Annotated in this window: 26 protein-coding genes and 2 pseudogenes; 15 read left to right on the top strand and 13 right to left on the bottom strand. The window is 63.0% G+C overall.

Features of this window, described 5'->3' with window-relative positions:
* Both AC1DEK_RS25130 and AC1DEK_RS25125 read left to right on the top strand, forming a co-directional pair.
* A partial coding sequence (locus AC1DEK_RS25130; RefSeq protein WP_478128027.1) for a hemagglutinin repeat-containing protein occupies positions 1-501 on the top strand: 501 nt, incomplete at its 5' end.
* Between the two features lie 874 nt (positions 502-1,375).
* Positions 1,376-2,368, top strand: a complete 993-nt coding sequence (locus AC1DEK_RS25125) for a hypothetical protein (RefSeq protein ID WP_478128026.1) — start codon at positions 1,376-1,378, stop codon at positions 2,366-2,368.
* A 42-nt stretch (positions 2,369-2,410) separates the two neighbouring features.
* On the opposite strand, the gene AC1DEK_RS25120 is transcribed toward AC1DEK_RS25125, so the two are convergent.
* Complete coding sequence (locus AC1DEK_RS25120) at positions 2,411-2,761, bottom strand: VOC family protein (RefSeq protein WP_478128025.1); 351 nt, start codon at positions 2,759-2,761, stop codon at positions 2,411-2,413.
* Between the two features lie 186 nt (positions 2,762-2,947).
* Between AC1DEK_RS25120 and AC1DEK_RS25115 the strand changes: the two genes are divergently transcribed.
* Complete coding sequence (locus AC1DEK_RS25115) at positions 2,948-3,856, top strand: FkbM family methyltransferase (protein ID WP_478128024.1); 909 nt, start codon at positions 2,948-2,950, stop codon at positions 3,854-3,856.
* Between the two features lie 10 nt (positions 3,857-3,866).
* Here AC1DEK_RS25115 and AC1DEK_RS25110 read toward each other — a convergent pair whose 3' ends face one another.
* A complete protein-coding gene (locus tag AC1DEK_RS25110; RefSeq protein ID WP_478128023.1) occupies positions 3,867-5,753 on the bottom strand; it encodes a hypothetical protein in 1,887 nt (628 codons plus the stop codon).
* A 397-nt stretch (positions 5,754-6,150) separates the two neighbouring features.
* Here AC1DEK_RS25110 and AC1DEK_RS25105 point away from each other — a divergent pair, with 397 nt between their 5' ends.
* Positions 6,151-6,441: a hypothetical protein gene (locus AC1DEK_RS25105; RefSeq protein ID WP_478128022.1), complete on the top strand. Its 291-nt coding sequence runs from the start codon at positions 6,151-6,153 to the stop codon at positions 6,439-6,441.
* A gap of 27 nt (positions 6,442-6,468) precedes the next feature.
* On the opposite strand, the gene AC1DEK_RS25100 is transcribed toward AC1DEK_RS25105, so the two are convergent.
* Positions 6,469-7,941, bottom strand: a complete 1,473-nt coding sequence (locus AC1DEK_RS25100) for an NAD-dependent succinate-semialdehyde dehydrogenase (RefSeq protein ID WP_478128021.1) — start codon at positions 7,939-7,941, stop codon at positions 6,469-6,471.
* A 45-nt stretch (positions 7,942-7,986) separates the two neighbouring features.
* Positions 7,987-9,210, bottom strand: a complete 1,224-nt coding sequence (locus tag AC1DEK_RS25095; protein ID WP_478128020.1) for an iron-containing alcohol dehydrogenase — start codon at positions 9,208-9,210, stop codon at positions 7,987-7,989.
* A gap of 129 nt (positions 9,211-9,339) precedes the next feature.
* On the opposite strand from AC1DEK_RS25095, the gene AC1DEK_RS25090 reads away from it, so the two are divergent.
* From AC1DEK_RS25090 to AC1DEK_RS25070, 5 genes are all read left to right on the top strand, one after another.
* On the top strand, positions 9,340-10,044 hold the full coding sequence (locus tag AC1DEK_RS25090) for a GntR family transcriptional regulator (RefSeq protein ID WP_478128019.1): 705 nt from the start codon (positions 9,340-9,342) through the stop codon (positions 10,042-10,044).
* An 11-nt stretch (positions 10,045-10,055) separates the two neighbouring features.
* Positions 10,056-11,687, top strand: coding sequence for a sugar ABC transporter ATP-binding protein (locus tag AC1DEK_RS25085; RefSeq protein WP_478128018.1), 1,632 nt, complete (start codon positions 10,056-10,058; stop codon positions 11,685-11,687).
* Entirely contained in the window at positions 11,684-12,679 is a 996-nt protein-coding gene (locus AC1DEK_RS25080) for an ABC transporter permease (RefSeq protein ID WP_478128017.1), read from the top strand. Before AC1DEK_RS25085 ends, AC1DEK_RS25080 begins: the two co-directional genes overlap by 4 nt.
* A 100-nt stretch (positions 12,680-12,779) precedes the next feature.
* Positions 12,780-13,733, top strand: a complete 954-nt coding sequence (locus AC1DEK_RS25075) for a substrate-binding domain-containing protein (protein ID WP_478128016.1) — start codon at positions 12,780-12,782, stop codon at positions 13,731-13,733.
* A 28-nt stretch (positions 13,734-13,761) separates the two neighbouring features.
* Entirely contained in the window at positions 13,762-14,355 is a 594-nt protein-coding gene (locus AC1DEK_RS25070; RefSeq protein WP_478128015.1) for a DJ-1/PfpI family protein, read from the top strand.
* A gap of 48 nt (positions 14,356-14,403) precedes the next feature.
* Here the strand turns inward: AC1DEK_RS25070 and AC1DEK_RS25065 are convergent, their stop codons facing one another.
* Positions 14,404-15,279 (bottom strand): alpha/beta hydrolase, encoded by an 876-nt coding sequence (locus tag AC1DEK_RS25065; RefSeq protein ID WP_478128014.1) that lies wholly within the window; start codon positions 15,277-15,279, stop codon positions 14,404-14,406.
* Positions 15,280-15,416: 137 nt separating this feature from the next.
* Between AC1DEK_RS25065 and AC1DEK_RS25060 the strand changes: the two genes are divergently transcribed.
* From AC1DEK_RS25060 to AC1DEK_RS25050, 3 genes are read left to right on the top strand one after another with little or no spacing between them, the layout of a single operon-like run.
* The gene (locus tag AC1DEK_RS25060) at positions 15,417-16,274 is read left to right on the top strand and encodes an ABC transporter ATP-binding protein (RefSeq protein WP_478128013.1); all 858 of its coding nucleotides are present in this window, start codon (positions 15,417-15,419) and stop codon (positions 16,272-16,274) included.
* Between the two features lie 5 nt (positions 16,275-16,279).
* On the top strand, positions 16,280-17,116 hold the full coding sequence (locus AC1DEK_RS25055; RefSeq protein ID WP_478128012.1) for an ABC transporter permease: 837 nt from the start codon (positions 16,280-16,282) through the stop codon (positions 17,114-17,116).
* Complete coding sequence (locus AC1DEK_RS25050; RefSeq protein ID WP_478128011.1) at positions 17,113-17,925, top strand: ABC transporter permease; 813 nt, start codon at positions 17,113-17,115, stop codon at positions 17,923-17,925. Before AC1DEK_RS25055 ends, AC1DEK_RS25050 begins: the two co-directional genes overlap by 4 nt.
* A gap of 28 nt (positions 17,926-17,953) precedes the next feature.
* Here AC1DEK_RS25050 and AC1DEK_RS25045 read toward each other — a convergent pair whose 3' ends face one another.
* Complete coding sequence (locus AC1DEK_RS25045) at positions 17,954-18,862, bottom strand: NAD(P)/FAD-dependent oxidoreductase (protein WP_478128010.1); 909 nt, start codon at positions 18,860-18,862, stop codon at positions 17,954-17,956.
* Positions 18,863-19,096: 234 nt separating this feature from the next.
* On the opposite strand from AC1DEK_RS25045, the gene AC1DEK_RS25040 reads away from it, so the two are divergent.
* Positions 19,097-20,587 carry a hydroxysqualene dehydroxylase gene (locus tag AC1DEK_RS25040; protein WP_478128009.1) on the top strand — a complete coding sequence of 497 codons (1,491 nt, stop codon included), beginning with the start codon at positions 19,097-19,099 and terminating at the stop codon, positions 20,585-20,587.
* Positions 20,588-20,591: 4 nt separating this feature from the next.
* On the opposite strand, the gene AC1DEK_RS25035 is transcribed toward AC1DEK_RS25040, so the two are convergent.
* Positions 20,592-20,906 carry a hypothetical protein gene (locus AC1DEK_RS25035; protein WP_478128008.1) on the bottom strand — a complete coding sequence of 105 codons (315 nt, stop codon included), beginning with the start codon at positions 20,904-20,906 and terminating at the stop codon, positions 20,592-20,594.
* 242 nt (positions 20,907-21,148) lie between these two features.
* Here AC1DEK_RS25035 and AC1DEK_RS25030 point away from each other — a divergent pair.
* Both AC1DEK_RS25030 and AC1DEK_RS25025 read left to right on the top strand, forming a co-directional pair.
* A pseudogene (locus AC1DEK_RS25030) lies at positions 21,149-22,043 on the top strand (IS3 family transposase).
* A 36-nt stretch (positions 22,044-22,079) separates the two neighbouring features.
* Complete coding sequence (locus AC1DEK_RS25025) at positions 22,080-22,244, top strand: hemolysin III family protein (RefSeq protein WP_478128007.1); 165 nt, start codon at positions 22,080-22,082, stop codon at positions 22,242-22,244.
* Positions 22,245-22,284: 40 nt separating this feature from the next.
* Here AC1DEK_RS25025 and trhA read toward each other — a convergent pair.
* From trhA to AC1DEK_RS24995, 6 genes and pseudogenes are all read right to left on the bottom strand, one after another.
* A pseudogene (trhA, locus tag AC1DEK_RS25020) lies at positions 22,285-22,554 on the bottom strand (PAQR family membrane homeostasis protein TrhA); the annotation flags it as partial.
* A 218-nt stretch (positions 22,555-22,772) separates the two neighbouring features.
* The gene (locus AC1DEK_RS25015) at positions 22,773-23,726 is read right to left on the bottom strand and encodes an RDD family protein (protein WP_478128006.1); all 954 of its coding nucleotides are present in this window, start codon (positions 23,724-23,726) and stop codon (positions 22,773-22,775) included.
* Positions 23,727-23,915: 189 nt separating this feature from the next.
* Positions 23,916-24,497, bottom strand: a complete 582-nt coding sequence (locus AC1DEK_RS25010) for a hypothetical protein (RefSeq protein ID WP_478128005.1) — start codon at positions 24,495-24,497, stop codon at positions 23,916-23,918.
* Between the two features lie 144 nt (positions 24,498-24,641).
* Positions 24,642-25,217 (bottom strand): class I SAM-dependent methyltransferase, encoded by a 576-nt coding sequence (locus AC1DEK_RS25005; RefSeq protein ID WP_478128004.1) that lies wholly within the window; start codon positions 25,215-25,217, stop codon positions 24,642-24,644.
* A gap of 119 nt (positions 25,218-25,336) precedes the next feature.
* Positions 25,337-25,813, bottom strand: a complete 477-nt coding sequence (locus AC1DEK_RS25000) for a hypothetical protein (protein ID WP_478128003.1) — start codon at positions 25,811-25,813, stop codon at positions 25,337-25,339.
* Positions 25,814-25,904: 91 nt separating this feature from the next.
* The gene (locus tag AC1DEK_RS24995) at positions 25,905-26,321 is read right to left on the bottom strand and encodes a hypothetical protein (protein ID WP_478128002.1); all 417 of its coding nucleotides are present in this window, start codon (positions 26,319-26,321) and stop codon (positions 25,905-25,907) included.
* Between the last annotated feature and the right edge of the window lie 212 nt (positions 26,322-26,533).

Below are 26,533 nucleotides of genomic sequence, written 5' to 3'. Positions count from 1 at the left end.
CTGCTCCTGGTGCATGCGGACCGCGACATCAACATCGGCGCCGGACAGACCACGCAACTGGACATCCAGGGCAAGCAGACGACGAGCAAGGGGACCTTCAAAAGCTCCACCACGACCACGAACAGCAGCGCGGAAAGCACCACCAGCGTAGGCAGCAACTTCTCGGGCGGCACGGTGGCGATGACGGCCAACAACGACATCACCATCGAGGGGTCGCACATCAGCGGCACCAATGGCGTGCTGGTGGATGCCGGACGCAATCTCACGATCTATGAGGGCCGCAATACCTCCAGCGCCAGTCTGGAGACGACACCCAGACCCGGGGCATCGGCTTTGGCGGCGGAAGCCTCTGGCGTCGAATCCACCTTTGTTCGCGGCAATTTTGGGGGTCTCCCTCGTCGACGGGGATGGCGGAAAAGGCGGCCTCAACAAGGGTTCGTCTGCGTCTTCGGCAAGCAATGTAGCCAACGCCAAAAAGCTGGCAAATCAACTACAACTTGAGGCAGCAAATTCTCCATTTGTAAAGAATGGAACTTTAACGCCCGAGGCCATCGGTGGCGCCAAGATAATTCCAGGGCTAGGGCCAGGAGAATTGAATAATCCATTAATTCCTCCAGGATTTGGAAAATACTCGACCGACCAATTCAAAGTCGGGCGGGAAAGTTTGAAGTTCACTTCTACAAGAATCCGACCACAGGGGAGGTGTTGTATGATCTTGACTATAAAGCTATATTTAGTAGTAAATCTGGGGTGCCAAAACCATGAAGATTAGATGTATTCGGCTTTTGGATTCGGACGGGAATAATGTTGAACATTCTTCTTGGTTGACAATTGGAAAAATTTATCATGTGATGTCTATATTCGTGGACGTGAAGGGACGTCGTCACTACGGAATAATTAACCGCCATCCGGAAGGAGAATGGCCTCAGATGGGGCAGCATTTCGAGGAGTGTTTCGAGGTCGTTAGCGACGTTCTTCCGTCCAATTGGCTTCAATGGGAGAGATCGGAAGCGTCAGGCGTGGCGCCGGCTGCTTGGCAGGCTCCCGGGTTTTATGAGAAGTTCTCCGAGCACGATCCGGCAACGTATCCTGTTTTCGAGCGAGAGCGGGACATCATTCTTAGTGAAGACCCTTAATTCTTGTACAGCCAATTTCAGTCGGTGATACCCGGCATTGTTTAGGAATTAACTTGGGCGACCCGACCGTATCTAACTCAGTACGTTGAGCAAGTATCCGAACAACCTCGTTGTATTCGTCGCGCGAGATTTGCGCTAACGCACGGGACAGTCGATTGGTTCGACATGCCGGTTGCGCGTTCATGGCAGTGAATACGAACGCCAAGCACAGCGTCGAGGCTATGGCACAGCAGCCGGGCATGAAATTGGCCCCTCCCGACGAGCAATCAAGTATTTTGGGCACGGGCAGCGTCTCTGCTGGAAGCGCAAACGGCCCAGGCACCGTGATCGAAGTGCCCTCCGCGGTCAACGGTTCGGCAGCAGCCAGCGGCAACGCCGCGGCCCCTGTGGCCGACCAAGCAGCCGGCGCGGCCGGCGCGGAACCGGTGGGAAGCGCCAGCGGCAGCACGGCAGGCACGGCTGGCGCGGTGGAGGCCTCAGGCCAGCCGGGCAGCTCGCGCAGCATCCCGATGGTCGTTCGCACCAGCACGCCCGAAACCCGCTTGCCCACAGCGAGCCTGTTTCGCACCCAGCCGGGCGCGACCGCCCATTACCTGATCGAGACCGATCCGCGCTTTGCCGACTATCGCCAATGGCTCAGCAGCGACTACCTGCTCAACGCCCTGGGCTTCAATCCCGACACGGTGCAAAAGCGCCTGGGCGATGGCTTCTATGAGCAGCAGCTCATTCGCGAGCAGATCGCCCAGCTCACCGGCTACCGCTACCTGGACGGCTACACCAGCGACCAGGACGAGTACACCGCGCTCATGAACGCGGGCGTGACCTTCGCCAAGCAGTACCAACTGACGCCGGGCATCGCCCTGACTGCCGCGCAGATGGCCCAGCTCACGAGCGACATCGTCTGGCTCATCGAGCAGACCGTGACCCTTGCCGATGGCAGCACCCAGCAGGTGCTCGTGCCCCAGGTGTATGTGCGCGTGCAGCCCGGGGACATCGACGGCTCCGGTGCGCTGCTGTCGGCCGACCGCCTGAGCATCAAGAACAAGGCGGGTGAAGGCGACTTCACCAACAGCGGCACCGTGGCCGGGCGCTCGCTCGTGTCCATCACCGCGGACAACATCGACAACCTGGGTGGGCGCATCTCGGGGGGCAATGTGGCGCTGGACGCGGGCCAAAGGAGAACACGGACGTCGCGAGCGCGGTGGATGAGCACACTCACGAGTAAACGGTGAAGTGAAGCAAATCAAGCCGCCACTTCCGAGACAAGGCGCACCTCAAACATGCGCGAGAACATTAACCAGCTTCCCAAACGGATCCCGAACAAAGAACCGCCGAACCCCCCACGGTTCGTCAGCAGGTCCGTACTCAATCGCAAACCCAGCAGCCCTCATGCGTTCGAGCGCAGCGTCCACATCGTCCACCTCGATTGACAAGTCAGGCACAGGAGTGCCAGAACCCCCTTCCGAGGCGAAGCTCACCTGAACAGTCATCTTGGCTTGTGACCCATAGGTCTGAATCCAGCCATGGTCCATCAAGATCTCCAGCCCGAGGACGTCTTGATAGAACGCCCGAGCCCTGCTGATGTCGAGCACATCGAAATTGGCGACGATTCGTTTGACTTGCAATTTGCTTCCTTCGCGTGGATAGGGGTCTGGTTCCGGCGAATTCGCCGATGATCCTATTTGAAAGCTCACCGACGAAATCAGCTCGCTCTTCTCTCCGACACAACCATTGCGCCGTCTCTCACACCCGGGAGCCCCGTCTTCGCCACATTAAGCCCGGCGATCCCACGGCCGAACGGAGAAAGCGCCATGCTCAAAACCGCGATCTATCAAAGCGTTCTGAAATCTGTTCGGAGTGTCGGCCCGCATCGGTTCTTTCACAGCCCACTTGTGGCGCGCCTGCTGTGGGACACCGCGCCGCGCGAAGCCTTCCTGCTGGCGCCCTGCCCGTCCGAAGTCTTCGTGGTCGCAGCGGGCGACCAGGTCATCGGGCAGTGGCTGTTCAAGCATCGCGAGCCCTACAACTTTTCCATGCTGCGCCGGGTGGCCTCATTGCTGAACGGACGCCATCTGACTTGCCTGATCGACATCGGTGCCAACATCGGCACGGTCTGCATCCCCGCGGTCAAGCGCGGGCTGTTCGAAAGGGCCATCGCGGTCGAACCGGAGCCCCTGAACTATTCGCTGCTGAGGACCAATGTCGAGATCAATCGGCTGTCGGACCGGATCACGACGCACAACGTTGCGTTGGGAGAGAAGAACGACGAGAGCCTCGTATTCGAACTCTCGACCATCAACTACGGCAACCATCGGGCGCGCTACGGCGGCGACGGCAGCAATGGCCTGGACGGCACGGACTCAAGCCAGGAGCGCATCGAGGTGCCTTCGCAGAGCCTTGACCGCATCACGGAAGGTGTCGATCTCGGTTCAGCCCTGCTCTGGATGGACACGCAGGGATATGAAGGCTATGTGCTGGCGGGCGGCACCCGCACACTGCAGCACAAGCCCCCTTTTGTGATGAAGTTCTTGCCTGACGGCCTGTCGCGCAGTGGCGGCATGGAACGGCTCAGGCACGCACTCCAGCTGGCCGGCTATGCATCGTTCTGCGACCTGAGCGAGACCGACGATGCGTTTCGTCCGTTCTCGCTCGAGGTGCTCGACGCGCTGGCTGGACAGCTGGCATCGAGCAAGGGTCAGACGGACCTACTGCTCGTATGACCCCGGAGCGTCACGGCACGTTGGATGTCGAGATCTGGAACGGCTTGCCCGGTACGGTCATGGCGCCCTCGTACTCGGCCGTCGATCCGTTGATGGAACATCCGTTGGGCCTCGGGCAGGCGCCCCCATCCGAGAAGATCACCGGTCCGTAGCGGTAGTTGCGCACTGCCTTGCCGCCGTAGTCCGTCACGGTCACCACGTTGTTGATGTTGGCGAAGTTGTCGGCATCTTCCACCGCGATCAGGTCGGTCAGCTTGTTGTGCTGGATGCTGCGCACGACGCTGCCGCTGTTGCCATCCGAAGCAAAGCGCACCCACGAGATCTTGTTGTCTCCGCGTGAGCCCACGATGACCTGCTGGTTCATCGGATCGCTGGTGGTGCCGCTCGGATCGCTCTTCGACATCGCAAGCGAGGTCGGATTGCGGCCGATGTCGCCGACGGTGCCGACCTCGGCAATGTCGTCTGGCGATGGCGTGGCGACGGCGCCGCCAGGTGCGTAGCCGTTCAGGCTGTAGATGTGCAGCGTGCCGTCCTGCGTGGCGATCCAGGCGCGCGGGCTGCCGGTCGACATGGTCGTTCTCACCGCCGTCGGGCGATCACCCATCGAGACGGTCTTGATCACGGTCGGCATCTGCGAAGCTTCCTTGTCGAAGGTGTACGGCCACTGGTCGCTCGCCTGTCCATAGTTGCTCGTGACGCCGACATTGGAGCTGAAGTACACGCTGTTGACGTAGCTGAAGAGTGGCTTCAAGTCAATGAAGGCAGCCTTCTGCTCCGACTTCGAAATCACCACTGCCACCCCGCCCTTGGCATAGCGACGGTAGTTGCTGCTGCCATCGGTAAAGCTCTGCCAGTTGTTGGTCAGCGGCGAGTTCGCCGCGCCCATGAAGAGGCCGCCGGGCTGCACGCTGTCGAACTGGTGCAGGTTGGTGGTGACTGCGATCTCCGTCGGTGCGTTCATGCCCGGGATGTCCACGTAACCCAGCACCTTCATGAAGGCGGTGTTGCCCATGTTGGGCAGGCCGGGGTAGACGCCCATCCACTCGTTCCACCAGTTGTGCCAGGCCGAAAACGTAAAGCCGTTGCTCGTGTGACCGGAGGAGTTCATGGCATCGCAACCGTCGCACAGGCCAGCCAACGCGACGACGGCGACTTGGCCCTTCATGGCTTCGGTGTCCCACACCGTGACCAACGCGAACTCGTTGCCGTTGGTCACGGCAACACCTGTGGGCACCTTGTTCGGCGCGAGAGTCGCGGTCGCGTTGTTGCTGGCGGTGTTGCTGCCCACCGTGCCGAGCACGCCGTTCTGGAATGCGACGATGCCTTCGGCGCAGAAGCCCGCGCCGCCTTGACAACGCCCCATCGCGACCGGGTTGCCGTTCGTGAGGCCCGATGCCTTGTAGTTCATCACGTTCGGCGTATCGATGCCCTGGCCTTGCTGGTAGATCTGCCACGGCAACTGCGGCAGTCCGGCAAACACGTTGTACATGTAGCCCGACACCTGAAGCAGGCTCACGCCAACGCGCTGAGACGGGTCGTCCGCCGCAAAGAGCATGTTGGCCTGGTTGGTTGAAAAGAGACCGGCATTGCCGGACACGGGCCCGCCCACGTTCCAGTAGAACGCGACATCCTGGGCAGGCGCGGAGAGCTTGGTGCTCGTGCGCTCGGCGAGATCGGGACCTGTGTTTGCCGACCCGTACGACGCCGCATCGGGTCCATAGCGATACGCGATGCCGGCGTCCTCGCTCAGCACGGCGGCCATGCTCTTGTACGCATCGGGATTGACGGCAAGGGAAGAGTCAACGACGTCCGCATCGATCGGTGCGGAAGCCAAGGCAGAAGTGCGGGGTGAGTTGGCGGCTTCGGCAGAGGCCGATGTTCCGGTCGCTGCTGCCATGGATGGCGCGCCGCCGCTGGATCCTCCGCCTCCGCAACCGGCGATCCCGGCACTGACGGCGCTTGCGGCAAATAAAAGTGCGAACTTCTCAAAAGATTTCAAAAGTGGGCTCCTGTTAAAGAGCCTGCTTTGTATGTGGGATGCCTCCGACGCCTCAAGCTTGATTGCATTTGTTTTCCCTCTGTATGCATTTTGCGGTGCAGCATTTACATTCGAATCGTCCTGTGACGTAGGTGACCCACGGCTTGGCAGTCAAGACCTACTCGGCTGGCAGAAGTCGCGCCATATGTCAAGAAACACGCAGAGCTGCGATGACCTTGTGAACGCAAGCCAGGAAGCGCAAATTGCAGTCGTCGTCCTACAGACGAAGACTGCATGGACTCCCAGGAGGAAAGAAATGGCAACAACTCGGACCCACGGACTGCGCAGCAACGAACCGCTCTTCAAACACGTGTGGCTGAAATTCCCGGACGATCTGGCCTGGGACATCTTTACGCTGGACTGCATGCTCGTAGCGCTGCTGGCCATGCTGGTGGCCGGCCTGGCGAGCTTGAGCGCCAAGTTCTCTCAACTGCTCGCCGACCACGAGCGATGGCTCTGGATGTCGGGCATGACGCTGGCCATCGTTGCGGTCGTGAGCTTGATTCGCGTCGTATGGCCGGGCGATCAGGTGCGCCGTCCCTGGTAGCTGGCTCCAGGGCCGCTCAGAGGTCTCTCAGAAACTCGTTGCGATGTATTTCGCTTCCATGTATTCCGCGACCCCGTGACGCTGCCCGCCCTCCCGGCCCAGCCCACTTTGCTTCACGCCACCGAAAGGGGCCGCCGGGTCCGAGACCAGGCCACGGTTGAGCGCGATCATTCCTGATTCGATGCGCCCGCACACCCGCATGCCACGGGCGAGGTCGCGCGTGTAGACGTACGCAGCCAGGCCGTATTCGGTGTCGTTGGCGAGCGTGATGGCTTCGTCTTCGGTCTCGAATCGGCTGATCGGTGCGACGGGCCCGAAGATTTCCTCGTGCGCCATCTCGGCATCGCGCGGAACGTTCGTCAGCACCGTCGGGCGGTAGAAGTAACCCGGCCCATCCTGTGCTTCAGCGCCACAGAGGACGTTTGCGCCGCGGCGCACCGCGTCCTGCACGAGCCGATCGATCTTCTGCACTGCCTTGCGCGTGATCATCGGCCCGCATTCAGTTTCGGCCTCGATGCCGGAGCCGACGCGCACTGCGGCCATGCGGCGCGCGAGCCCCTGCGCGAAGGCATCGTGGATGCCCGATTGCACATAGATGCGGTTGGCGGCAGTACACGCCTCGCCCGCATTGCGCATCTTCGCGACCATGGCGCCGTCGAGCGCGGCCTCCAGGTCTGCATCGTCGAACACGATGAACGGCGCATTGCCGCCAAGCTCCATCGAACATGACACCACGTGCTTGGCAGCCTCGGCGAGCAGCGCCCGCCCCACGCCTGTAGACCCGGTGAACGACAACTTGCGCACACGGCGGTCGGCGAGCATCGCGGCCGTCAGCGGACCGGGCGTGGATGTGGTCAGGACGTTCACGACACCGGGTGGAACGCCGGCTTCCTCGTAGAGCGCGGCCAGGGCATAGGCCGTGAGCGGCGTTTCGCTCGCCGGCTTGAGGATCACCGTGCAGCCGGCCGCCAGTGCGGGCGCGATCTTGCGCGTCGCCATGGCCGCCGGGAAGTTCCACGGGGTGATGAGCACGCAGATCCCGATGGGTTCGTAGTCGACGATGATGCGGTTCGTCCCCGACGGCGCGATGCCGAATTCGCCCGAAAGACGCACGGCCTCTTCGGCGTTCCAGCGGAAGAACTCGGCGGCGTAGGCCACTTCGCCGCGCGCATCGCGCAGCGCCTTGCCGTTTTCGAGCGAGATGAGCGCGGCGAGGGACTCGGCTCTCTGAGTCATCAATTCAAAGCAGCGACGCAGGATCTCAGAGCGCCGGCGCGGCGGCGTGGCGCGCCACCCAGCCGCCGCCTTGGCTGCGGCTTCGACTGCGGCGGCAGCGTCCTCGACGGTGGCATCGGGGACGGTCGCGATCAGCGCCTCCGTGGACGGATCCACGACATCGATGCGACGGCCACCGGTGGCGGCCCGCCATTGGCCGTCGACATAAAGCTCATGGCGCACGTCCGCCAGAACCGATGGAGCAAGCGCGGATTGGGATTCCATAGAAGAAGCATTCATGGTCAAAGCAATGATGAGAAGAGATGGAGTTCAGCGGGCCGCGGCCTGCAGGTCGCCGTCGAAAGCGGCCTGCACCAGACGGTGCATGGCTGCGGCATCGAAGGGTCGCGGGTTGTTCTTGATCAAGCGCTCGATGCCCATGGCCTGCTCGGCAGTCCATGTGACCTTGTCGGCGGCAAGGCCCAGCTCCGCCAGTGTGGTCGTGATGCCGATGGCCTTGAACAGGCGACTGACTTCGTCGATCGCGGCGCCGGCCTGGGCCTGCTCGTCGCCCTTGGCTTCCAGGCCCAGCGCTAGCCCGATCTGCGCCAGTTCGGCACCGGCGGCGGATCGGTTGAAGCTCATCACGTAGGGCATGAGCGTGGCGACGCCCAGGCCGTGCGCCGTGTCCGTCAGCGCACCGGCGGGGTATTGCACCGCGTGGGCCGCCGCGGTCCCGGCCGTGCCAAAGGCGCAGCCCGCGGCGAGTGCACCCATCATCACGTCGGCGCGCGCGTCCTCGTCGCTGCCGTTGGCAACTGCCTTTTCGAGGCTTCGGCCGAGCAATCGAATGGCAAGCAACGCGAAATGATCGCTCAACGCGTTCTTGCCGATGAAGACGTGGCGCTGCGGCAAATCGGCGCTGGGTTCGCGGCGCGCGGCGGTGAACGATTCGATGGCATGCGTCATCGCATCGGCCCCGGCGATGGCCGTCAGGCGCGGCGGACAGGTCATCGTCAGTTCGGGATCGCAAATCGCGGCCACCGCGATCAGATGGGGACTCGAGATGCCGACCTTGAGCGTGCGGTCCGGATCGCTCACGACGGCGACCGGGGTGACTTCCGAGCCGGTGCCGGAGGTGGTGGGCATTGCAATCACCGGCAGCACGGGTCCCGGCACCTTGAACTCGCCGTAGTAGTCCTGCAAACGACCGCCATGGGTCAGGAGCAGGGACACGCATTTGGCCATGTCCATGCAGCTGCCTCCGCCGATGCCGATGACCATATCCGGGGAGAAGGCGCGCGCAGCCTCCGCGTTGACGCCAACGCTTTCCAGGGGAACGTCGGGCTCCACGTTGTCGAGCAGGCGTACCTCGATGTCGGCTGCCTTGAGCGCCGCCATCATCGATTTGAATTCAGGCGTTGCAGCGAAACGCGCATCGGTGCAAACCAGCGCGCGGCGCCCGTGCTTGCACGCGACGGCGGCGAGCGCATGGCGCTGCCCTTTGCCAAACAAGATCTCCGGCGGCAGCCGCAGCGCGGCAAAAAGCGTCATGGTTTTTATCCTTCGGGGTTAATTTAAACTTGCACCCTCAAATACGATCCTATAGGATATCGTATCTTTCGGATCGCGTCATCCCGGCGCTTGCCGCGAAAGCTGCGATCAGTTCATGCAGGAGACAGAGTGGGCACTACCGCCAGCGAAAACGAGGAAGGCGCGCAAGCACCGCACAGAGGCAACAGGTTCCATCGGGCCAGTTTGTCCGGGGACGTGTACGGGGCCATCTTCAATCAGCTGATGGCGCTGAAGATCGCGCCGGGCGAACGCATCACGGTCGACAACCTCGTGAGGGAGCTGAACGTCTCGCAGACGCCGATCCGCGAGGCGCTGGGCCGACTCGAAGGCGAAGGGCTCGTGGTCAAGCAGCATCTGGTGGGCTACCGTGCCGCGCCGCAGATCACGCGCCGTCGGTTCGACGAGCTGTACGAGCTCCGCCTGCTACTTGAGCCCGACGGCGCGGCCAAGGCGGCCGCAGCGATGGACGCGCAAAAGATCGAAGAACTGCGCGAGGCCGCGGGTGGCATGGCCCGCGTCGACGGCAAGGACGAGCGACTGCGCTACTCCGCGTTCGCGCGCCAGGATGAGGTGTTTCACGACCGCATCATGCAATTCGCGGGCAACGAACTCATCCGCCAGACCCTCACCTACCAGCACGCTCACTTCCACATCTTTCGGCTGATGTATCACCGCCGCGTCACGGATGACGCCCTGGACGAACACCAGGCGCTGATCGACGCCTTTGCCGCCCATGACCCGGATGCCGCCAAGGCAGCCATGCGGGCGCACATCGAGCGCTCGCGCGACCGCTTGCTGCCGGCCTTCGATTGAGCGCGCGATCCATGTCCGCACAGATGCTCGAGCGCCCCTGGTCGCCTGTCGCCAGGGCGCCGCTTGCAGAAACCGAAGCTGCATTCGATACCCCGGCCACTGAAAGAACCGCCGCCCCGCTGCTGCGCACGCACGAACTCGGCAAGCAGTACGCCGGCGTGACCGTGTTGAGCGGAGTGACGCTCGATATCTTCCCCGGCGAGATTCACGCGATCATTGGCGAGAACGGCGCGGGCAAGTCCACGCTGATGAAGCTCCTCTCTGGTCACGTACCGCCGAGCGAAGGAGAGATCTCCCTGGACGGCCGGCCGGTGCACTTCACCGGACCGCACCAGGCGCAGGACGCGGGCATCGTGCTCGTGCATCAGGAGATCCTGTTGGCGGACGGCCTCACGGTGGCCGAGAACCTCTTCCTCGGCCGTGAACTGACGCGCAACGGCATGGTCGACGATCGGACCATGTATCGGCTGGCCGCGCAGAAGCTCGCCGAACTGGGTTGCCATGCCTCTCCGCGCGCGCTGGTGCGTGACGTTCCACTGGCTGATCGGCAACTGGTCCAAATCGCCCGCGCCCTGCTCGACGACCATCGGGTGGTTATCTTCGACGAGCCCACTGCGGTGCTGACCGGCGAAGAAGTCGAACGGCTGCTGCGCATCATCTTCAGGCTCAAGTCGCAGAACATCGCGGTGCTCTATATCAGCCACCGACTTGAAGAGGTTCAGCGCCTCGCAGACAAGGTCACGGTGTTGCGTGACGGCCGAACCGTGGGGACTCATCCCGGGCACAGCCTGAGTCAACTCGACATGGCCCGCCTCATGGTGGGGCGCGAACTCTCCGCGCTCTATCCGCCCAAGGCGGGGGTGCCCGGCGAGCCGATCCTGCATGTGCAAAACGCGACCGTGCCGGGGGTGGTCCACGACGCGTCTTTCGTCGCGCACCGCGGTGAGGTTCTCGGCTTTGCTGGAATGATCGGCGCGGGCCGAACCGAACTGTTCGAAGGCCTGCTGGGATTGCGCCCTGCCAAGGCGCAGGTCCAGCTCGATGGCCGATCCGTTCACATCCGATCGCCTCGCGAGGCCATCGAGCTCGGCATTGGCTACCTGACCGAAGACCGCAAGGGAAAGGGACTGCTGCTCAATGAGCGCCTCGCGCCCAACCTCACACTTTCGGCACTGTCGCGCTTCCACCCTCGCATCTGGCTGCGCAAGCGCCATGAAGCGGACGCCCTCCAGGAAGCCATCCGCACATACGACATCCGGCTCAAGAGCAAGAGCACGCGCGCTGGGCAACTCTCCGGTGGCAACCAGCAGAAGCTTCTGCTCGCGAAGGTGCTGCTGACAGACCCCTCGATCGTGGTGATCGATGAGCCCACACGGGGCATCGACATCGCCAACAAGGCGCAGATCTATGCCTTCATCCAGGAATTGGTCGCACGCGGCAAGGCCTGCATCGTGATCTCCTCCGAGATGCAGGAACTCATCGGCGTGTGCGATCGCATCCTGGTCATGCGCCAGGGCCGCATCGCCGGCGAGGTGAGCGGTGAGCGCATGACCGAGCACAACATCGCATTGCTTGCCACCACCGACGGCGAGCCAGCACCCAGCATCGCAACCCAGAGCTCCATCGAAGAGGAAGCCCCATGAACGCCATCACCCAGGACGTGCCGCTGCGGCAGGAGCGCGAACTGCACATCAACTGGACCGAGGCCGGTCCGTTCGTCGCGCTGGTTGCGTTGCTCGCCATCGGCTACCTGATCAACAGCGACTTTCTCTCCGCCACCAATCTCGCCAACGTCATCGCACGCAGCGCTTTCATTGCAATCATCGCCGTGGGCGCGACATTCGTGATCTCTTCGGGCGGGCTCGATCTTTCGGTCGGCTCGATGGCGGCGTTCATCACCGGCGTAATGATCATGCTGATGAACCGGATGGCACCCGAATGGGGCGTCTGGGCCATCCCGGCCGGCATGGCGGTCGCGCTGCTGGTGGGCCTGCTCTGCGGGCTCTTCAATGGCTTGATCGTCACTGTGGGAAAGATCGAACCCTTCATTGCCACCCTCGGCACGATGGGCATCTTCCGCTCGCTCATCACCTACATGTCGGATGGCGGCACGATCCCGATCGACTCGTCACTGCGCAATGCATATCGCCCGGTCTACTTCGGCACTGTGGGCGGCGTGCCGATCCCGATCCTCGTGTCGCTCGCTGTCGCTGCCGTGGGCGCCTTCATCCTCTACCGCATGAAATACGGTCGCCGCTGCGCCGCAGTCGGCGCCAACGAGGACGTGGCGCGCTACTCGGGCATCTCGGTCATCAAGACCCGCACGATCGCCTACATGGTGCAAGGCGCGTGCGTGGCGATCGCGGCCATTTGCTATGTGCCGCGCCTCGGTGCTGCCACGCCGACCACCGGGCTGCTGTGGGAGCTCCAGGTGATCACCGCAGTGGTGATCGGCGGCACCGTGCTGCGCGGCGGCAAGGGGCGCATCTGGGGCACGCTGGCCGGCGCTGTCGTGCTCGAGCTCATTGCCAACCTGATGGTGCTGTCCGACCTCGTCTCCGAGTACTTGGTGGGCGCCGTGCAAGGCGCAATCATCATCATCGCGATGTTGGTCCAGCGCCTTTCGAAGAAGTGATCCGCCAAACAATTCGTTTGTGAAATTGCCCCGTGTCCGGACCACTCGGGTGCACATGATTCCGGTCCATACATCAATCTACATAGGTTGGAGGTGACAAATGCTCAAGTCGAAATGGATAGCAGTGGCGGCGTTGGGAGCGCTGCTGGCGACAGGTGGTGCCTACGGCGCCGACAAGAAGGTGATCGCGGTGTCGATTCCGGCTGCCGATCACGGCTGGACCGCAGGCGTGGTCTACCACGCGCAGGCGGCAGCCAAGGAAATCAACAGTGCCTACAAGGACCAGATCGAAGTCGTGGTCAAGACCTCGCCGTCGGCATCGGCACAGGTGAGCGCGCTTGAAGACCTTTCCGCCGGACGCAAGCTCTCGGCGCTGGTGATCCTTCCGCACACATCCGAAGAGCTCACGCTGCCGGTCAAGGCAGTCAAGGACAAGGGGACCTTCGTCACCGTGGTCGATCGCGGGCTCAGCGATCCAACCATCCAGGACCTGTACGTGGCGGGCGACAACATTGCCGTCGGACGCAACACGGCCAAGTTCCTGGTGGACAAGCTCGGCGGCAAGGGCAACCTCGTCGTGCTGCGCGGCATCCCGACGGTGATCGACGATGAGCGCATCAAGGGCTTCCAGGACGGCATCAAGGGCACGAACCTGAAGGTCCTCGACATCCAGTACGCCGACTGGAACAGCGACAAGGCCTTCAAGCTGATGCAGGACTACCTGGCCAAGTATCCGCAGATCGACGCGGTGTGGGCCAACGACGACGACATGCTCCTGGGCGTGCTGGAGGCGATCAAGCAGTCCAAGCGCAAGGACATCAAGTACGCGTTGGGTGGCAACGGCATGAAGGACGTCATCAAGAAGGTGATCGACAACGACGCCGTGACGCCGGTGGAAACGCCCTACCCGCCCTCGATGATCAAGACAGCCATCTACTTGACCGTGGCCAACCTCGTCGGCCAGGCGCCCGTACGCGGCTCGCTCAAGCTGGACGCACCGCTGATCACACAGAAGAACGCCAAGGAATATTACTTCCCCGATTCACCCTTCTAAGCCAATTTCACCAAAGGAGCGCGACACCATGCCAGGCAAGAAAATCCTCATGCTTACCGGCGAGTTCACCGAGGAATACGAGATCTTCGTCTTCCAGCAAGCCATGGAGGCGGTGGGCCATACAGTTCACGTCGTCTGCCCCGACAAGAAGGCGGGCGACTTGATCAAGACATCGCTGCACGACTTCGAGGGCGATCAGACCTACACCGAGAAGCTCGGCCACTATGCGGCCATTAACAAGACCTTCTCCGAGGCGGAGACCCAGCTCGACCAGTACCACGCCGTCTACTGCGCCGGTGGCCGCGGCCCGGAGTACATCCGTACCGACAAGCGCGTGCAGGCGATGGTGCGGCACTTCCACGAAAAGAAGAAGCCCATCTTCACCATCTGCCATGGCGTGCAGATCCTGATCGCGGTCGACGGCGTGGTGCGCGGCAAGAAGGTCGCGGGCCTGGGCGCCTGCGAGCCCGAGGTGACGCTGGCCGGCGGCACCTTTATCGACCTGTCGCCTACCGACGCCTACGTGGACGGCACGATGGTCTCGGCCAAGGGATGGACGGCGCTGGCCGCCTTCATCCGCGAATGCCTGAAGGTGCTGGGCACCGAAATCCGGCACGAGTGACGTGATGCGCTAGGCGCCGGCGCGATGTCGCCGGCGTCGAGCGTGCCTTCAACGGGCAGCGGAGACGGCCATGCGCTCGAGAGCGGCGCATAGACCGCTGTTGCCATCCTCAAAAGCGCTGATCGCCGTGAAGTGATCCTCGTTCGGCTGCACCATGAGTTCGCCCTCGTTGCCAGCCGCGAGCCAGGCGTCATGCATTGCAGTCGACTGCCGGTCGAAGGCCGCCTGCTCCAGGGAACCCCAGCTGAGCAGCACCGGCGTTCGGCACCGGCGAATGTGAAGCACCGGCGAGTTGCGCAAGACGCTCGCCTCATCGAGTTGGATCGACGGCTGCAGATAACTAAAGCGCAGTGGCGCAATGTCATAGAGACCGCTCACCAGCACGGCACCCGAGAACGGATCGTCCGGCAATCCGTAGTCCTCCCGCCATGCGGTGCACAAAAGCATCGCGCCCAGATGAGCCCCTGCGGAGTGCCCTCCGATCACGATGCGGCCCGGATCGCCGCCGTGCTCGGCGATGTTCCGGATGACCCACGCCGCGGCCGACCGAACCTGGCGCACGATCTCGTCGAGCGTGACCTGTGGGCACAGCGCGTAGTCGACCAGCACCGTCGTGAAGCCCCGCGCGTGCGCGCCGAACGCCACCTGCATGAAGTCACGTGCGGCGTTCGAGCGCCAGTAGCCGCTATGGATATAGAAAAAGACCGGTGCGCCCGGCCGCTCTGCCGGCACGATGTCCAGCGTCTCGGCAAGCGTCGGACCATAGGGCACACGAGCTCGATAGTTCAGCTGCTGGCGGGCCTGCTCGCTTCTCTCCGCATAGTGCTGAAGTGAGGCGTTGAGGTCGACCGCGCGCAGCCGCGGGTTGTACGACTCGTCGATTTCTTGCTGGTTTGCAAAGCCATGAGGGAGTTCGAGGGGCATGGGGTATTTCAACCGAAGCGACTAAAAAGGAGGAGGTGCTGATGATGGCCCAGGAATTGGATTTCGCCGCGCGCGCGCCGGCGTTCCAGGAGACCGCGCCCTGATCTTCATCGTGTAGCATTCGCGTCCGCCGCGCCATGCCACAGATCGTTGTCGACCACCTGCGCAAGACCTACAAGGTCCATGAGCGCGACCCGGGAGTGCTTGGTGCGCTGCGCGCGCTGGTGCGGCCTCGATATCGCACTGTCGATGCGCTGTGCGGCGTTTCCTTCGAGCTCGAGCGCGGCGAACTGCTCGGCTTCATCGGCCCGAACGGCGCCGGCAAATCGACCACCATCAAGATTCTCGCGGGCATCCTGCGGCCCGATGGTGGGCGCGTCGAAGTCGACGGGCGCGACCCCTTCGCCGATCGCGAGCGCCATGTGAGTCGCATCGGCGTCGTGTTCGGGCAACGCACGCAGCTCTGGTGGGACCTTCCGGTCAACGATGGCTTCGCACTGCTGCGCGACATCTATCGCGTGGACCCGGTGCGCTTCACCCGCACGCGCGATGAACTCGTCGCGCTATTGCATCTCGAGCGCCTGCTCGACCAGCCCGTGCGCCAGCTCTCGCTCGGGCAGCGCATGCGCGCCGAGATTGCGGCCGCGCTGCTGCACGAGCCGGACATCCTCTTTCTCGACGAACCCACCATCGGGCTTGATGCGCCGTCGAAACTGGCGGTGCGCGACTTCGTCCTTCGCGCCAACCGCGCGCGTGGGACCACGGTGCTGCTGACCACGCACGACATGCACGACATCGAGGCGCTTGCGCAGCGGGTGATCGTGATCGGCCATGGCCGCGTGCTGGCCGACAGCCCTGTCGAAGCGCTGCGTTCACAAGTCATCGCGGCGCGCCGCCTGGACGAAGGACTGCCGGACGACGCCGAGGACGAGGGCATGACCATCGAGGCCGTGATCGCGCGCTTCTATGCGATGCACGGCGCGGCGGAGGCCTGAGCCGCATGGCGCCTCGCGAACTTCTTCGTCCCTACGTCGCCGCTTTTGCATCACGGTTCCTGCAGATGCTGCAGTACCGCGCCGCCGCTTACGCAGGCTTCGCGACCCAGTGCTGGTGGGGCGGCATCAAGGTCATGGTGCTGGCGGCCTTCTATGGTGGTGCATCCGCCGCCGGCGCGCCGATGTCGCTCTCGCAGGCCATCACCTATACCTGGCTGGCCCAGGGGCTGCTCGCGCTGCTGCCGTGGCTCGGAGACCCGGAAGTGGCACAGGCGGTGCGCACGGGCTCGGTCGCCTACGATCGGCTGCGGCCGGTCGATCCCTATGCGCTGTGGTTCGCGCGCTCGGCCGGCTGGATTGCGGCACGCGTTCTGCCGCGGATGGCGCTCATGGCGGCCTTCGCGGGCCTGGTGCTGCCCCTCGCGGGCCTGGGCGATTGGGCATGGCAAGCACCGGCAGGGATCGTTGCCGGATTGGCTTTCGCCGCATCCGCCATGCTGGCGCTGCTGCTATCGACGTCGTTCGTGATGTTGCTCAACATCGCCGCGGCTTCGGCACTGAACGAGCGCGGCATCAACGCGCTGGCTGCACCGACCGTGATCGTTTTCTCAGGCAACCTGCTTCCGCTGGTCTTGCTGCCCGACGCGTGGCAGCAGTGGCTTCTGCTGCAGCCGCTGGCGGGCGTCATGGACATCCCGGCGCGGATCTATTTCGGCCAGCTCGCGGGAGCACAGGCTCTCGTGGGGCTCGGCTTGCAAGCCGCTTGGATCTTGCTGCTGGTGGCGATCGGCCATGCGGCGATGGTCAGGACCATGCGCCAACTGCAGGTGCAAGGCGGATGACGCGACCGGGATCACTGGCCCTTTTCGGCCGACTCATGGCTGCCTCCTTGAGTGGGCAGGCGCGCTATCCCGCCTCGGCATTGATGCTCACGTTCGGGCAGTTCCTGGGCACGGGCATCGAGATGATCGCGGTCTGGGCACTCTTTCATCGCTTCGGCGACTTGCAGGGATGGCGCCTCGGTGAGGTCGCCATGTTCTACGGACTGGTGAATTGCATGTTTGCCATCGGCGATGCGCTGGGACGCGGCTTCGATACGCTGGGGACCGAATTCCTGCGCACGGGCGCGTTCGACCGCCTCCTGCTGCGACCTCGGCCATTGGCGCTGCAACTTATGGCACATGACGTGCGCATCAGCCGGCTGGGACGGCTGATGCAAGGATTGGCGGTGATGGCATTCGCGACCGTGCAGGCAGACGTCGTGTGGTCGCCGGCAGCGGTCGCGACGGCCCTCTTCGCACTGGCGGGCGGCGTGGCGCTCTTTCTCGGCATCCTCGTGCTGCAGGGCACGCTGTCCTTCTGGACCGTCGAGAGCCTGGAGATTGCGAACGTGCTCACCTACGGCGGCGTGCAAGCGGCGCAGTTTCCGCTGGCTGTCTATGCTCAATGGTTTCGATATGCGCTGACCTTTGCGGTGCCCTTGGCCTGCGTCGCCTACTACCCCGTGCTTGCCATATTGGGCAGGGCAGATCCGCTGGGTGCGCCTGCGTGGGTCGGGCTCGTGTCGCCGCTCGCTGGCTTCGTCTTCCTCGCGCTTGCCTTCGGCGCCTGGCGCGTGGGACTTCGGCGCTACGCCTCGACCGGCAGCTAGTCGTGCCCTGCCCCCGCCTGCACGCGACCTATGCCTGCGATGCCCTCTCGCTTCGACGCAATGCCAGGTGCATGGCGGCGCCTGCGATCGCCGCTCCGCCGGCCGCGACCGTGATCTGGTTGAGCCCCACGGCCACGTCGCCCGCCGCATAGAGCCCCGCCACGGTGGTCGCGTGATGGCGGTCCGTCACCAGATAACCGCTCTCGTCGGTCTCGGCGCCGAGACTGCCGGCCAGGCCCGAATGAACCCGCAGGCCCATCGCGCTATAGATGGAATCGCAGACGCTCTCGCCATCGCCGTGGATCACGACGATCCTTCCCTCCAGCGGCCGAATGCCGGAGATCGCGTCTTCGCTCAGGCGAATGCCTGCCTGGCGCAGCCGGTGCCTCCCCGCCTCGCCAAGCGCTGTGCCACCTTCGAGCATGAAGAGCGTGACGTGAGGCGTGAAATGCCGCAAATAGACCGCTTCTTCCAGCCCCGCGGTCGACTGCGCAATGACGCCAACCGCCCGATCGATCACCTCATAGCCGTCGCACACGGGGCAATAGCGCAGCAGACCGGCGCGCACCGCCTCTGCGAGGTACGGCATGGGCGGGGGAACGTCGCTGGCGCCGGTGGCCAGGAGCACCAGCGATGCCGAGAGTGAGCCGCCTTCCCATCCGAGGCGGAAGCCCCGCTCCACTTTCTCGAGCGTTTCCACGCTCGCGCCGATACTGCGGATCGAATAGTTCGCCGCCTGCTGGCGCAGCGCGTCGAGCAGCGCGGCGCCGGCGATGCCCTGCGGAAAGCCGGGATAGTTGCGGGTGCGCGGGATGGTCGCGAGCCGGCTGCGCCCCGCATCGACCACACAGACAGAGCGCCGAAGGCGTGCGAGGCAGATCGCGCCGGCCAGTCCCGCCGGCCCGCCGCCGATGATGGCGATGTCGGGATCGGTCATCGCCGCCCCCTGCTGATCGGCCCAACTCGATGCGTCATTCAAAGCTCCTGATCGGGGTTGTTGCAGATGGAAAGACGGCCACGTGCAGCCCCCTCGGCAAAATTTGCCGCGAGTTTTACGGCGTGGACCGGCACGAGTCATCACGGCGAAGGCGGGTTCCGTTGTCCTTCGACAGCTCGGCCTACTCACGGCAAAGGACAGGGCAAGCGGCATGCCAATTGCGTTCCCGCTCGCATGCCTGCCGTTCACGATCGCCACTGCGTTTCATCCAGTGACGTCCTCGTCGCGGGCGGCGGCATCGCAGGACTTTCGTGCGCGGCGGCCCTGGCCGGTTGCGGGCTGCGCGTCGTGGTGGTCGAGGCGCAGCCGCATCTCGGCGGCCGGGCCGCAAGCTGGCGCGATCCGGCCACCGGCGACTGGGTCGACATCGGCCCGCACGTGATCACCAGCGAACACCGGAACTTCGTGTCGCTTCTCGAGCGCCTGGGCACCGCGGATCAAGTGCTCTGGCAACACGATCCCTTGATCACCTTGCTGGACGCGGGCCGGCAACTGAGGATGCACGCGGCGAATTGGCCACCCCCGCTGCATGGCTTGCCCAACTTGCGCAATGCATTGCGCTGTGTTTCGTTGGCTGACCTGCTGTCCAACGCTCGCGTGGTCTGGGAAGCGATGCGGCTGAACGAGACCACCACACTGGCGCTCGACGGGCAGGACGCGCTCGGCTACCTGAAAGAGCGAGGCGTCAGCCAACGCTTCATCGACTGGTTCTGGACTTCGTCGACGATGGCCTTGTTGAACGTACCGCTCGCACGCTGTTCCGCCGCTTCGATGATGCGGGTGTTTCGCCTGCTGCTAGGCCGCAGCGGCTATTGCTTCGGCTTCCCGCGCATCGCACTCAGCGAACTCTATGCGCCCGGATGCATCAAGGCCGTCGAAGCGGCCGGCGGTCGCGTGTGGACTTCGGCAGCGGTGCGTGAAGTTGTGCTGAACGAAGATGGGCGCTTCGCTGGCTTCTTGCTCCAGGACGGAAGCCAACTGCGAGGCCGCGCAGGCGTGCTCGCACTGGACCCGCACGGCCTTGCCAGTCTTGCAGTGCGCGGCGCCAATGCCGGCGCAAGATGGCGCGCCCTGAAGCAAAGCGCCGAGCGACTGGAGCCGAGCCGCTACATCAGTACGGTGCTGTGGTTCGATCGCAAGCTGGGCAGCGAGCGCTTCTGGGCGCGGGTGAGCGCACCCGGGGACCTGAACATGGACTTCTACGACTTGTCCAATATCCGCTCCGCACACGACGGATGCGCATGGGTCGCGAGCAACGCGATCCACGTCGAGGCGAATGCGTGGGCCGCGAGCGACGCCGACATCGTGGCGCAAACCCGCCGGGAGCTCGCCGAGTTCTTCCCGCAAGCGGCAGCGGCAGGCCTGCGGCATGCACGAATCCATCGCATCCCGCTCGCGGTGCCCTGCGCCGCTCCGGGCGTCGAGGCGATGCGGCCCGAGGCGCCATCGGGCATCCCGGGCCTGTGGCTGGCTGGCGACTGGATCGCCACCGGCCTGCCCTTTTCGATGGAAAGTGCCGCACGCTCGGGCGCTCTCGCCGCTGAGGAAGTGGCGGCCACGCACGGCCGCGTGCTGCGCCTTGCGGAACCCCTGCCGGACACGCAAGGCATTCCTGCACTGCTGAGACGACGGAGTTCTTCTGGAAAGCGAACGACTCGTTGTTGATGTGTCATGGCGTCGGACAAGATTGAACAAGGTCGAATTGCACGGGCCGCAGCGTGCTTGGGTCGGTTGCATCCGTGATCACTTGCGTGCAACTGAGGTTGTCTCGCCAGACGAAGTCGACGAGGTAGACGTGGTCGGCGGCGGGTTGAAATTTCGTGACCAGCGGTCCGCAACTGCCGGTGCTGGTCGCAAGGTTGCGGGGTGTGCTCACTTGCTGCCAATTGCCGATCGCCTTCACTTGAACGCCTTGGCGAGGGTCCAGTTCGTGCTCGATATAGGGCTGCGTCTTGAACAACGCGCTGCGCGTTCTTTCGTTCACGCGGGCGATCCAGGGGAAGACCACACCGCGTCCGCTGTAGGCCACGTTCCCTACCGTCTCGAGGCCTTGGCACGGCTCGCTGGCGGTGCTGACCGAATAAACGACGGCGTGTCCTGCACCGGAACTGCGCAATACAAGCTTGGCCGCGCCCGGCGTAACCTCCCGAAGGCTGTCATGACCTGCCCCGCCCAGCCGTACCAGCGTAATGGCAGTGAAATCCGTCAACTTGGAGAATGACCGACATGAGAAAGAGCAGATTCACCGAAGAGCAAATCATCGGTTTCATCAAGCAGGCCGAGTCCGGCCTGCCGACCAAGGACCTGTGCCGCAAGGGCGGTTTCAGCGACGCGACCTTCTACAAATGGCGCGCCAAGTACGGCGGCATGGATGTGCCCGATGCCAGGCGGCTGCGTGAACTCGATCGTCGAGATCGCGCACGCGCGCCGGCGCTTCGGCTATCGGCGCATCCGCGACATGCTGCGTCCGCTTTTCCCCGGCGTGAATCACAAAAAGGTCTACCGGCTCTACAGCGCCGCCAACCTGGCTGTGCGCAAGCGCAAGAAGGCCAAGCGGCCGGTCAATGAGCGCGTGCCGCTGCAACTGGCCCGCACGGTCAACGAGGTATGGAGCATGGACTTCATCAGCGATAGCCTGAGCACCGGCCGGCGCATCAAGTGCCTGACGGTGCCCGATGACTTTAGCCACGAGTGCGTGAGCATCTCCGTAGACTGGGGCATCTCGGGTCTATACGTGACGCGGCTGCTCGACCAGGCGGCGGTCTTCAGGGGCTATCCGCTGGCCGTTCGCGCTGACAACGGCCCGGAGTTCACCAGCAGAGCCTTCATGGGCTGGGCGCAGAGTCACGGCATCCGCCACATCCTGATCGAGCCCGGTCGGCCCATGCAGAACGGCTACATCGAGAGCTTCAACGGCAAGTTCAGGGACGAATGCCTGAGGCAGTGGTTCGAGACGTTGGCGCGGGCCAGGACAGCCATCACGCTCTGGCGACAGGACTACAACGAGGTCAGGCCACACAGCAGTTGCCAGCGAATGCCGCCAGCGAAGTTCGCCGAATTGCATCGCCAGCGCGCTGCCGATGCAATTCGAATCATCTCAACGACCACCGAGATCAACTAATCTTGCAACCCCGGACTTCCGCTTTGGTCGACCGGCTTGTACGTCGCGATGGGCTGGGTGGCCGTGGTTGCAGCTGTGCCGTTGTATCAGCGTATGTCTGCGAGTGGCCTGGTCTGGCTCGTCGCCGGCGGCGTTGCCTACACGGCTGGGGCCATTGTTTTTCTGTTCGACTCAAAAGTGCGCTTTGCCGAAGACGATTGAATAGTTTGGCCGTTACGCCCAGCGCTGCCGCGGACCAAACCGCCCCGAACAACGCCCAACCCCAAGGGCCACGCAATACACCGAGCACGAACGGCATGTAGCTGCCGGCAATGAAAAGATAGATGGCCGCGTGATCCAGCCTGTTGAAGACGGACTTGGTCCGCCCGGCGGGCAGAGCGTGGTACAGAGTGGATATCAAATACAGGACGATCATCGTCCCCGCAAAAAGACTCGCTCCGACTACCGGAGCGGCGCTGCCTCTTTGCGACGCGCTGTACACCAGGACTGGCAACGACACGACGGCAAGCATGAACCCGACGCCATGACTCAAAGCGTTCATCAGCTCTTCCATCGCTGTTTGATTGCGCTCCGCCGTGGAACTGCTTTGACGCGTCCGGACACCTCGCGATTCCGATCGCGTTCCATGCAAAGTGAATTGATTCATTGAGAGCAGTACCTCACTTCATTTGGTTGGGCCACGTGCCACCCGACGCAGTGATTGGCGGACAACTCAACTCGCCAAGATGGTCATGGTTCGGCTTGCTCATTGCCGGTACGGGGCATTGTTTTGAAGACCGACTCGCCCAACGCTTGTGCGGCTGCGGCATCGACCTTGCCACCCGGATCACCCATGACTGTGAACTGCCAGACATCCGCGCCATCGCGGATGAGCGCTATTAGAACTGGACGACGCTTGCCTTCGATTTCCATGGTGCCGGTCAGGCCGAATGTGGGTAAACCCGCGACCGTCGCTTTCGCGTCGCGCGCCAGGCCGCGCCTGATAAGTGCCTCTGCCTTCGCCCCCTGCGCGTGCGCGGCTGCGATCTCATCGCGCTCGTGATCACGCCAAAGCATCCCTTGAAGTTGGTGGCTGGTCGAGATGAAGATATAGAGCTGTCCGCCGTTGTCGCGCTTGACCTCACGCACGTTCCATCCGCTCGGAAGCTTGGCCTTGACACTGGTCACTGGATTCGTCCAAGATTCCAATGACTGCAGGTATGAATGGCCGACTACGAAGCCGACGCCGATGAGGCAGAAGACGCCAATGCGAACTGAGCCAAGCGGACGAGCAACGACACTGAACTTGCCCTCGTCGTAGCTGGCGGGTCGACCTGCAGAAACGCGCTTGAACTGCCACAGCTGGCCGATGAACGAGGCGAGAGGTATACCGGCCCAAAGTCCCTGTAGGAACAACGCGCCCTGACGCTGCGCGAATTGTCCAAGCGTTGGGCGCGCGCCGGCGATTGTGATCACCTGCAGGCCCAACAGTGCCTTGCCCGGCGTATTGCCGAATACTCCATAAGCAACGACGCACAGGCCCAAGACTAGGGGGAGGAAAGTCATCGCAAAGATTGCGCTTGCGGCAAGCGATCTACCCACGAGGTCGATACCACCGACAAGTGCTAGCAACGCCAGGATCAACACGCCGCCGACCGTGATGTCGATATAGAGTGCGCCGTAGCGACGCCATGCACCCGCCAATGGCGATGCGTGACATGGCGGGTTCACCTTCTCCCCCACCGTCCTGCCAGAGGAAGCCGCTGCATAGCCGATTGCCGACGACGAAGGCGGCAGTTGTACATCGTCATCGGGCTGTATTCCTTGATGCATGGCACCCTTTAAAGATGGATTTTCGAGACCAGGTTGCGAACGATGGTCTACCAACTGGGATCAGCGCTTGAACTCGACCGTGCGGACCGCAGAGGGCTTGCCAGAAAACCCGCTGACCGTGCCGTCGGCGCCGAAGTGCACATTGACCGTCTCGTCTTCCTGCGCCGTCCAGTACCGCCAGGCGCTGGCTTCCAGGTCCTTTGTGTCGTCGCGCGACGGGTAGCTGAGGGCCATCAGCACCTGACGACGCGTCATGCCAACCATGACTTTGGCGGAGTACACCGCCTTCTGCACTTCAGGGCTCCAGGTTGAGAGCTCCAGCTTGGGGTCCGAGGGAACCACGATCTGGCGCAGCCAGCGCTGCGTACCTTCATTGCTACGAGCTGCGTCATCGCGCAATGCCATGTATTCGCCGCCAACCGTGCCGTAAAAATACAGATCGCGCTTCGCACTGTCGAACTTCGCCGACTCGCCGGCCGGGAGAATCGGGCCCCCCAGCACGTTGTTGCTAGAGGCCCAGCCGTAGCTGGGGCGAAGGTTGCAGCATGTGTAGCCACTGATGGGTTGCTCCAAGCGGGTGGCGCAGCCAGAGAGAAGAATGGCCCCAGAGATGGCCAGAAATGGGAGGCGAGACAGGTTCATTGCTTTTGAAGTTGACGAGTGATGAAACGAAGGCGCAGGCGAGCACCCCCGGGGAATTGCGGGGTGCCTCGGCCCCTACGAACTGGGCTCAGGCCTTTTTGACAGCGGTGTATTCGGAGAAGATTCCGAGTTCGACGTGACGCTTCACGTCCTCGAATCCGGCGGCGCCGTGCCGACGGTCCCTTTGGGCTTGGTGATCTCAAGGATCAGCAGCCGGCCACCTGGTCGAAGCACGCGGAAGAACTCGGCGAAGGCCGCATTCACATCAGCAATGTGGCGCAGCGCGTAGCCCATGCTGAGGAAGTCGCTGCTCGCATCGGATTGCGGCAACGCCTCGGCCCGGCCGCCGAAGAGCTCGATGCCCGGCAGCGTCACTTCGCACAACATGCCGGGGCTGGGGTCCACTCCGACCAGTCGGCTACCGGGGCCAATCAGTAGCGATGCCTCGCGTGCGACCAAGCCGGTTCCGATGCCGACGTCGAGCACTTCGTCTCCGGCTGCGATCCCGGCGCGTTTCAATGCGGAACGCCGATACCATGGTCCCGAGCCGAGCGCCAGCAAGCGCTCGATGCGATCGTAGTCAGGCGCGGTGGCATCGAAGATGCCGCGCAGGAACTGCGCGTGCTCAGCTTCATCACCGTAGTAGGCCTGCAGCGGCGAATGCGGCGCCAGGACTGCGGCGGAAGAGATCGACGGGCAAGGCTTTTCCATTGGTTCCATTTTCAAAATCGTTTGGGTTGTGCTGCTCGGCATGGGGCCGGGTTACGGAGCCAAGCTCTTTGACGCCGGGCAACTCTGCGTGGCGTCGGACCGCACCGGCATGGGTGCGCAGCGGTCGGTCATATCCGTTTCGAGCTGAGCGCAACTGAGGCCGTCTCGCCAAGCAAAGTCAACGACATTGACGTGGCCGGCGACTGGAAGAAATCTCGCGACAAGCGGGCCACAGTTGCCCGTACCCATGGGCAGGGTCGCTGGTGTGTTGGCCTGTTGCCAATTGCCGATTGCCTGGATTGGACGATACGTCCCGGGTCTACCTCGCGCTCTATGTACGGCTGTGTCTTGAACAACGCGCTGCGCGTTCTTTCGTTCATGCGGGCGATCCATGGGAAGACCACGCCGCGTCCGCTGTAGGCCACGTTGCCCGCTTGCTCGAAGCCCTGACATGCCTCGCTGGCCGTGCCGACCGAATAGACGACGGCGTGACCTGCCCCGGAACTGCGCAGCACGAGCTTGGCCGCGCCCGGCGTGACTGACCGAAAGGTCCCGTGCAAAACACGCTCCTCTGCAGCAGCGGCTTGAGGGTTGATGTCGCGCATTGCGCAACCTCCGAGGAGGAAAAGTGTTGCAACGATCAATTGGATTGCAGTTCCGCGCGTCTTACGCATACATCGGCGGAGTGAGGGCCATCTATTTGCCATCCCGGTCAAGAAACCAAATTAAGCAACACGACGCACCCGAAGCTACGAGCAGAAGCTTGGGAATCCACCCGGGTTCAAGTGGAATAGCAAAAAGTCCTGCCCCGATGCCCAGCACCGCGCATCCGTAAACCACCCGTTCAGCGCGACTCTTGTGACGCGTCGAGAGGGGTGATTCTCCAAAAGCAGCATTTAGATCAATGCCCTTTTTTTCCATCGTTCTACGGGCTTCAAACTCGGTCAGAATAACCGCCCCCAAGCCGCAGAGAACGCCGCCAACTATGAATAGGAAATTTCGCATCAATGCATTGTCGAAAATTAGACCAAGGAGACCGCAAGGAATACCCAGAATCGAATAACGATAGATTATTCTCTTCAAGGCGAGGCTCCCCCAATCCATGCGTCCCATTCATCGGAATTTTTAATTACCTCGCCAATTGGCGTGGCAATAAGTTGAAAGATATGCAAATATTGATATATTCTTTTGAGACCTTCATCCACACCTAGGCCTGCAAAGAAGGAAGGAGCGTTTCTATTAAACATCACTGTGCTCGCGATGTCTGCGCCCATTCCTATGCCTGAAATTACAGCGGCGGCAGGTGTGCATCGGATGCCGCACAG

The organism is Variovorax sp. 10N420 (assembly GCF_056394705.1).
The sequence above is the reverse complement of the archived record's forward strand: the minus strand, read 5'-3'. Positions and strand labels throughout refer to the sequence as shown.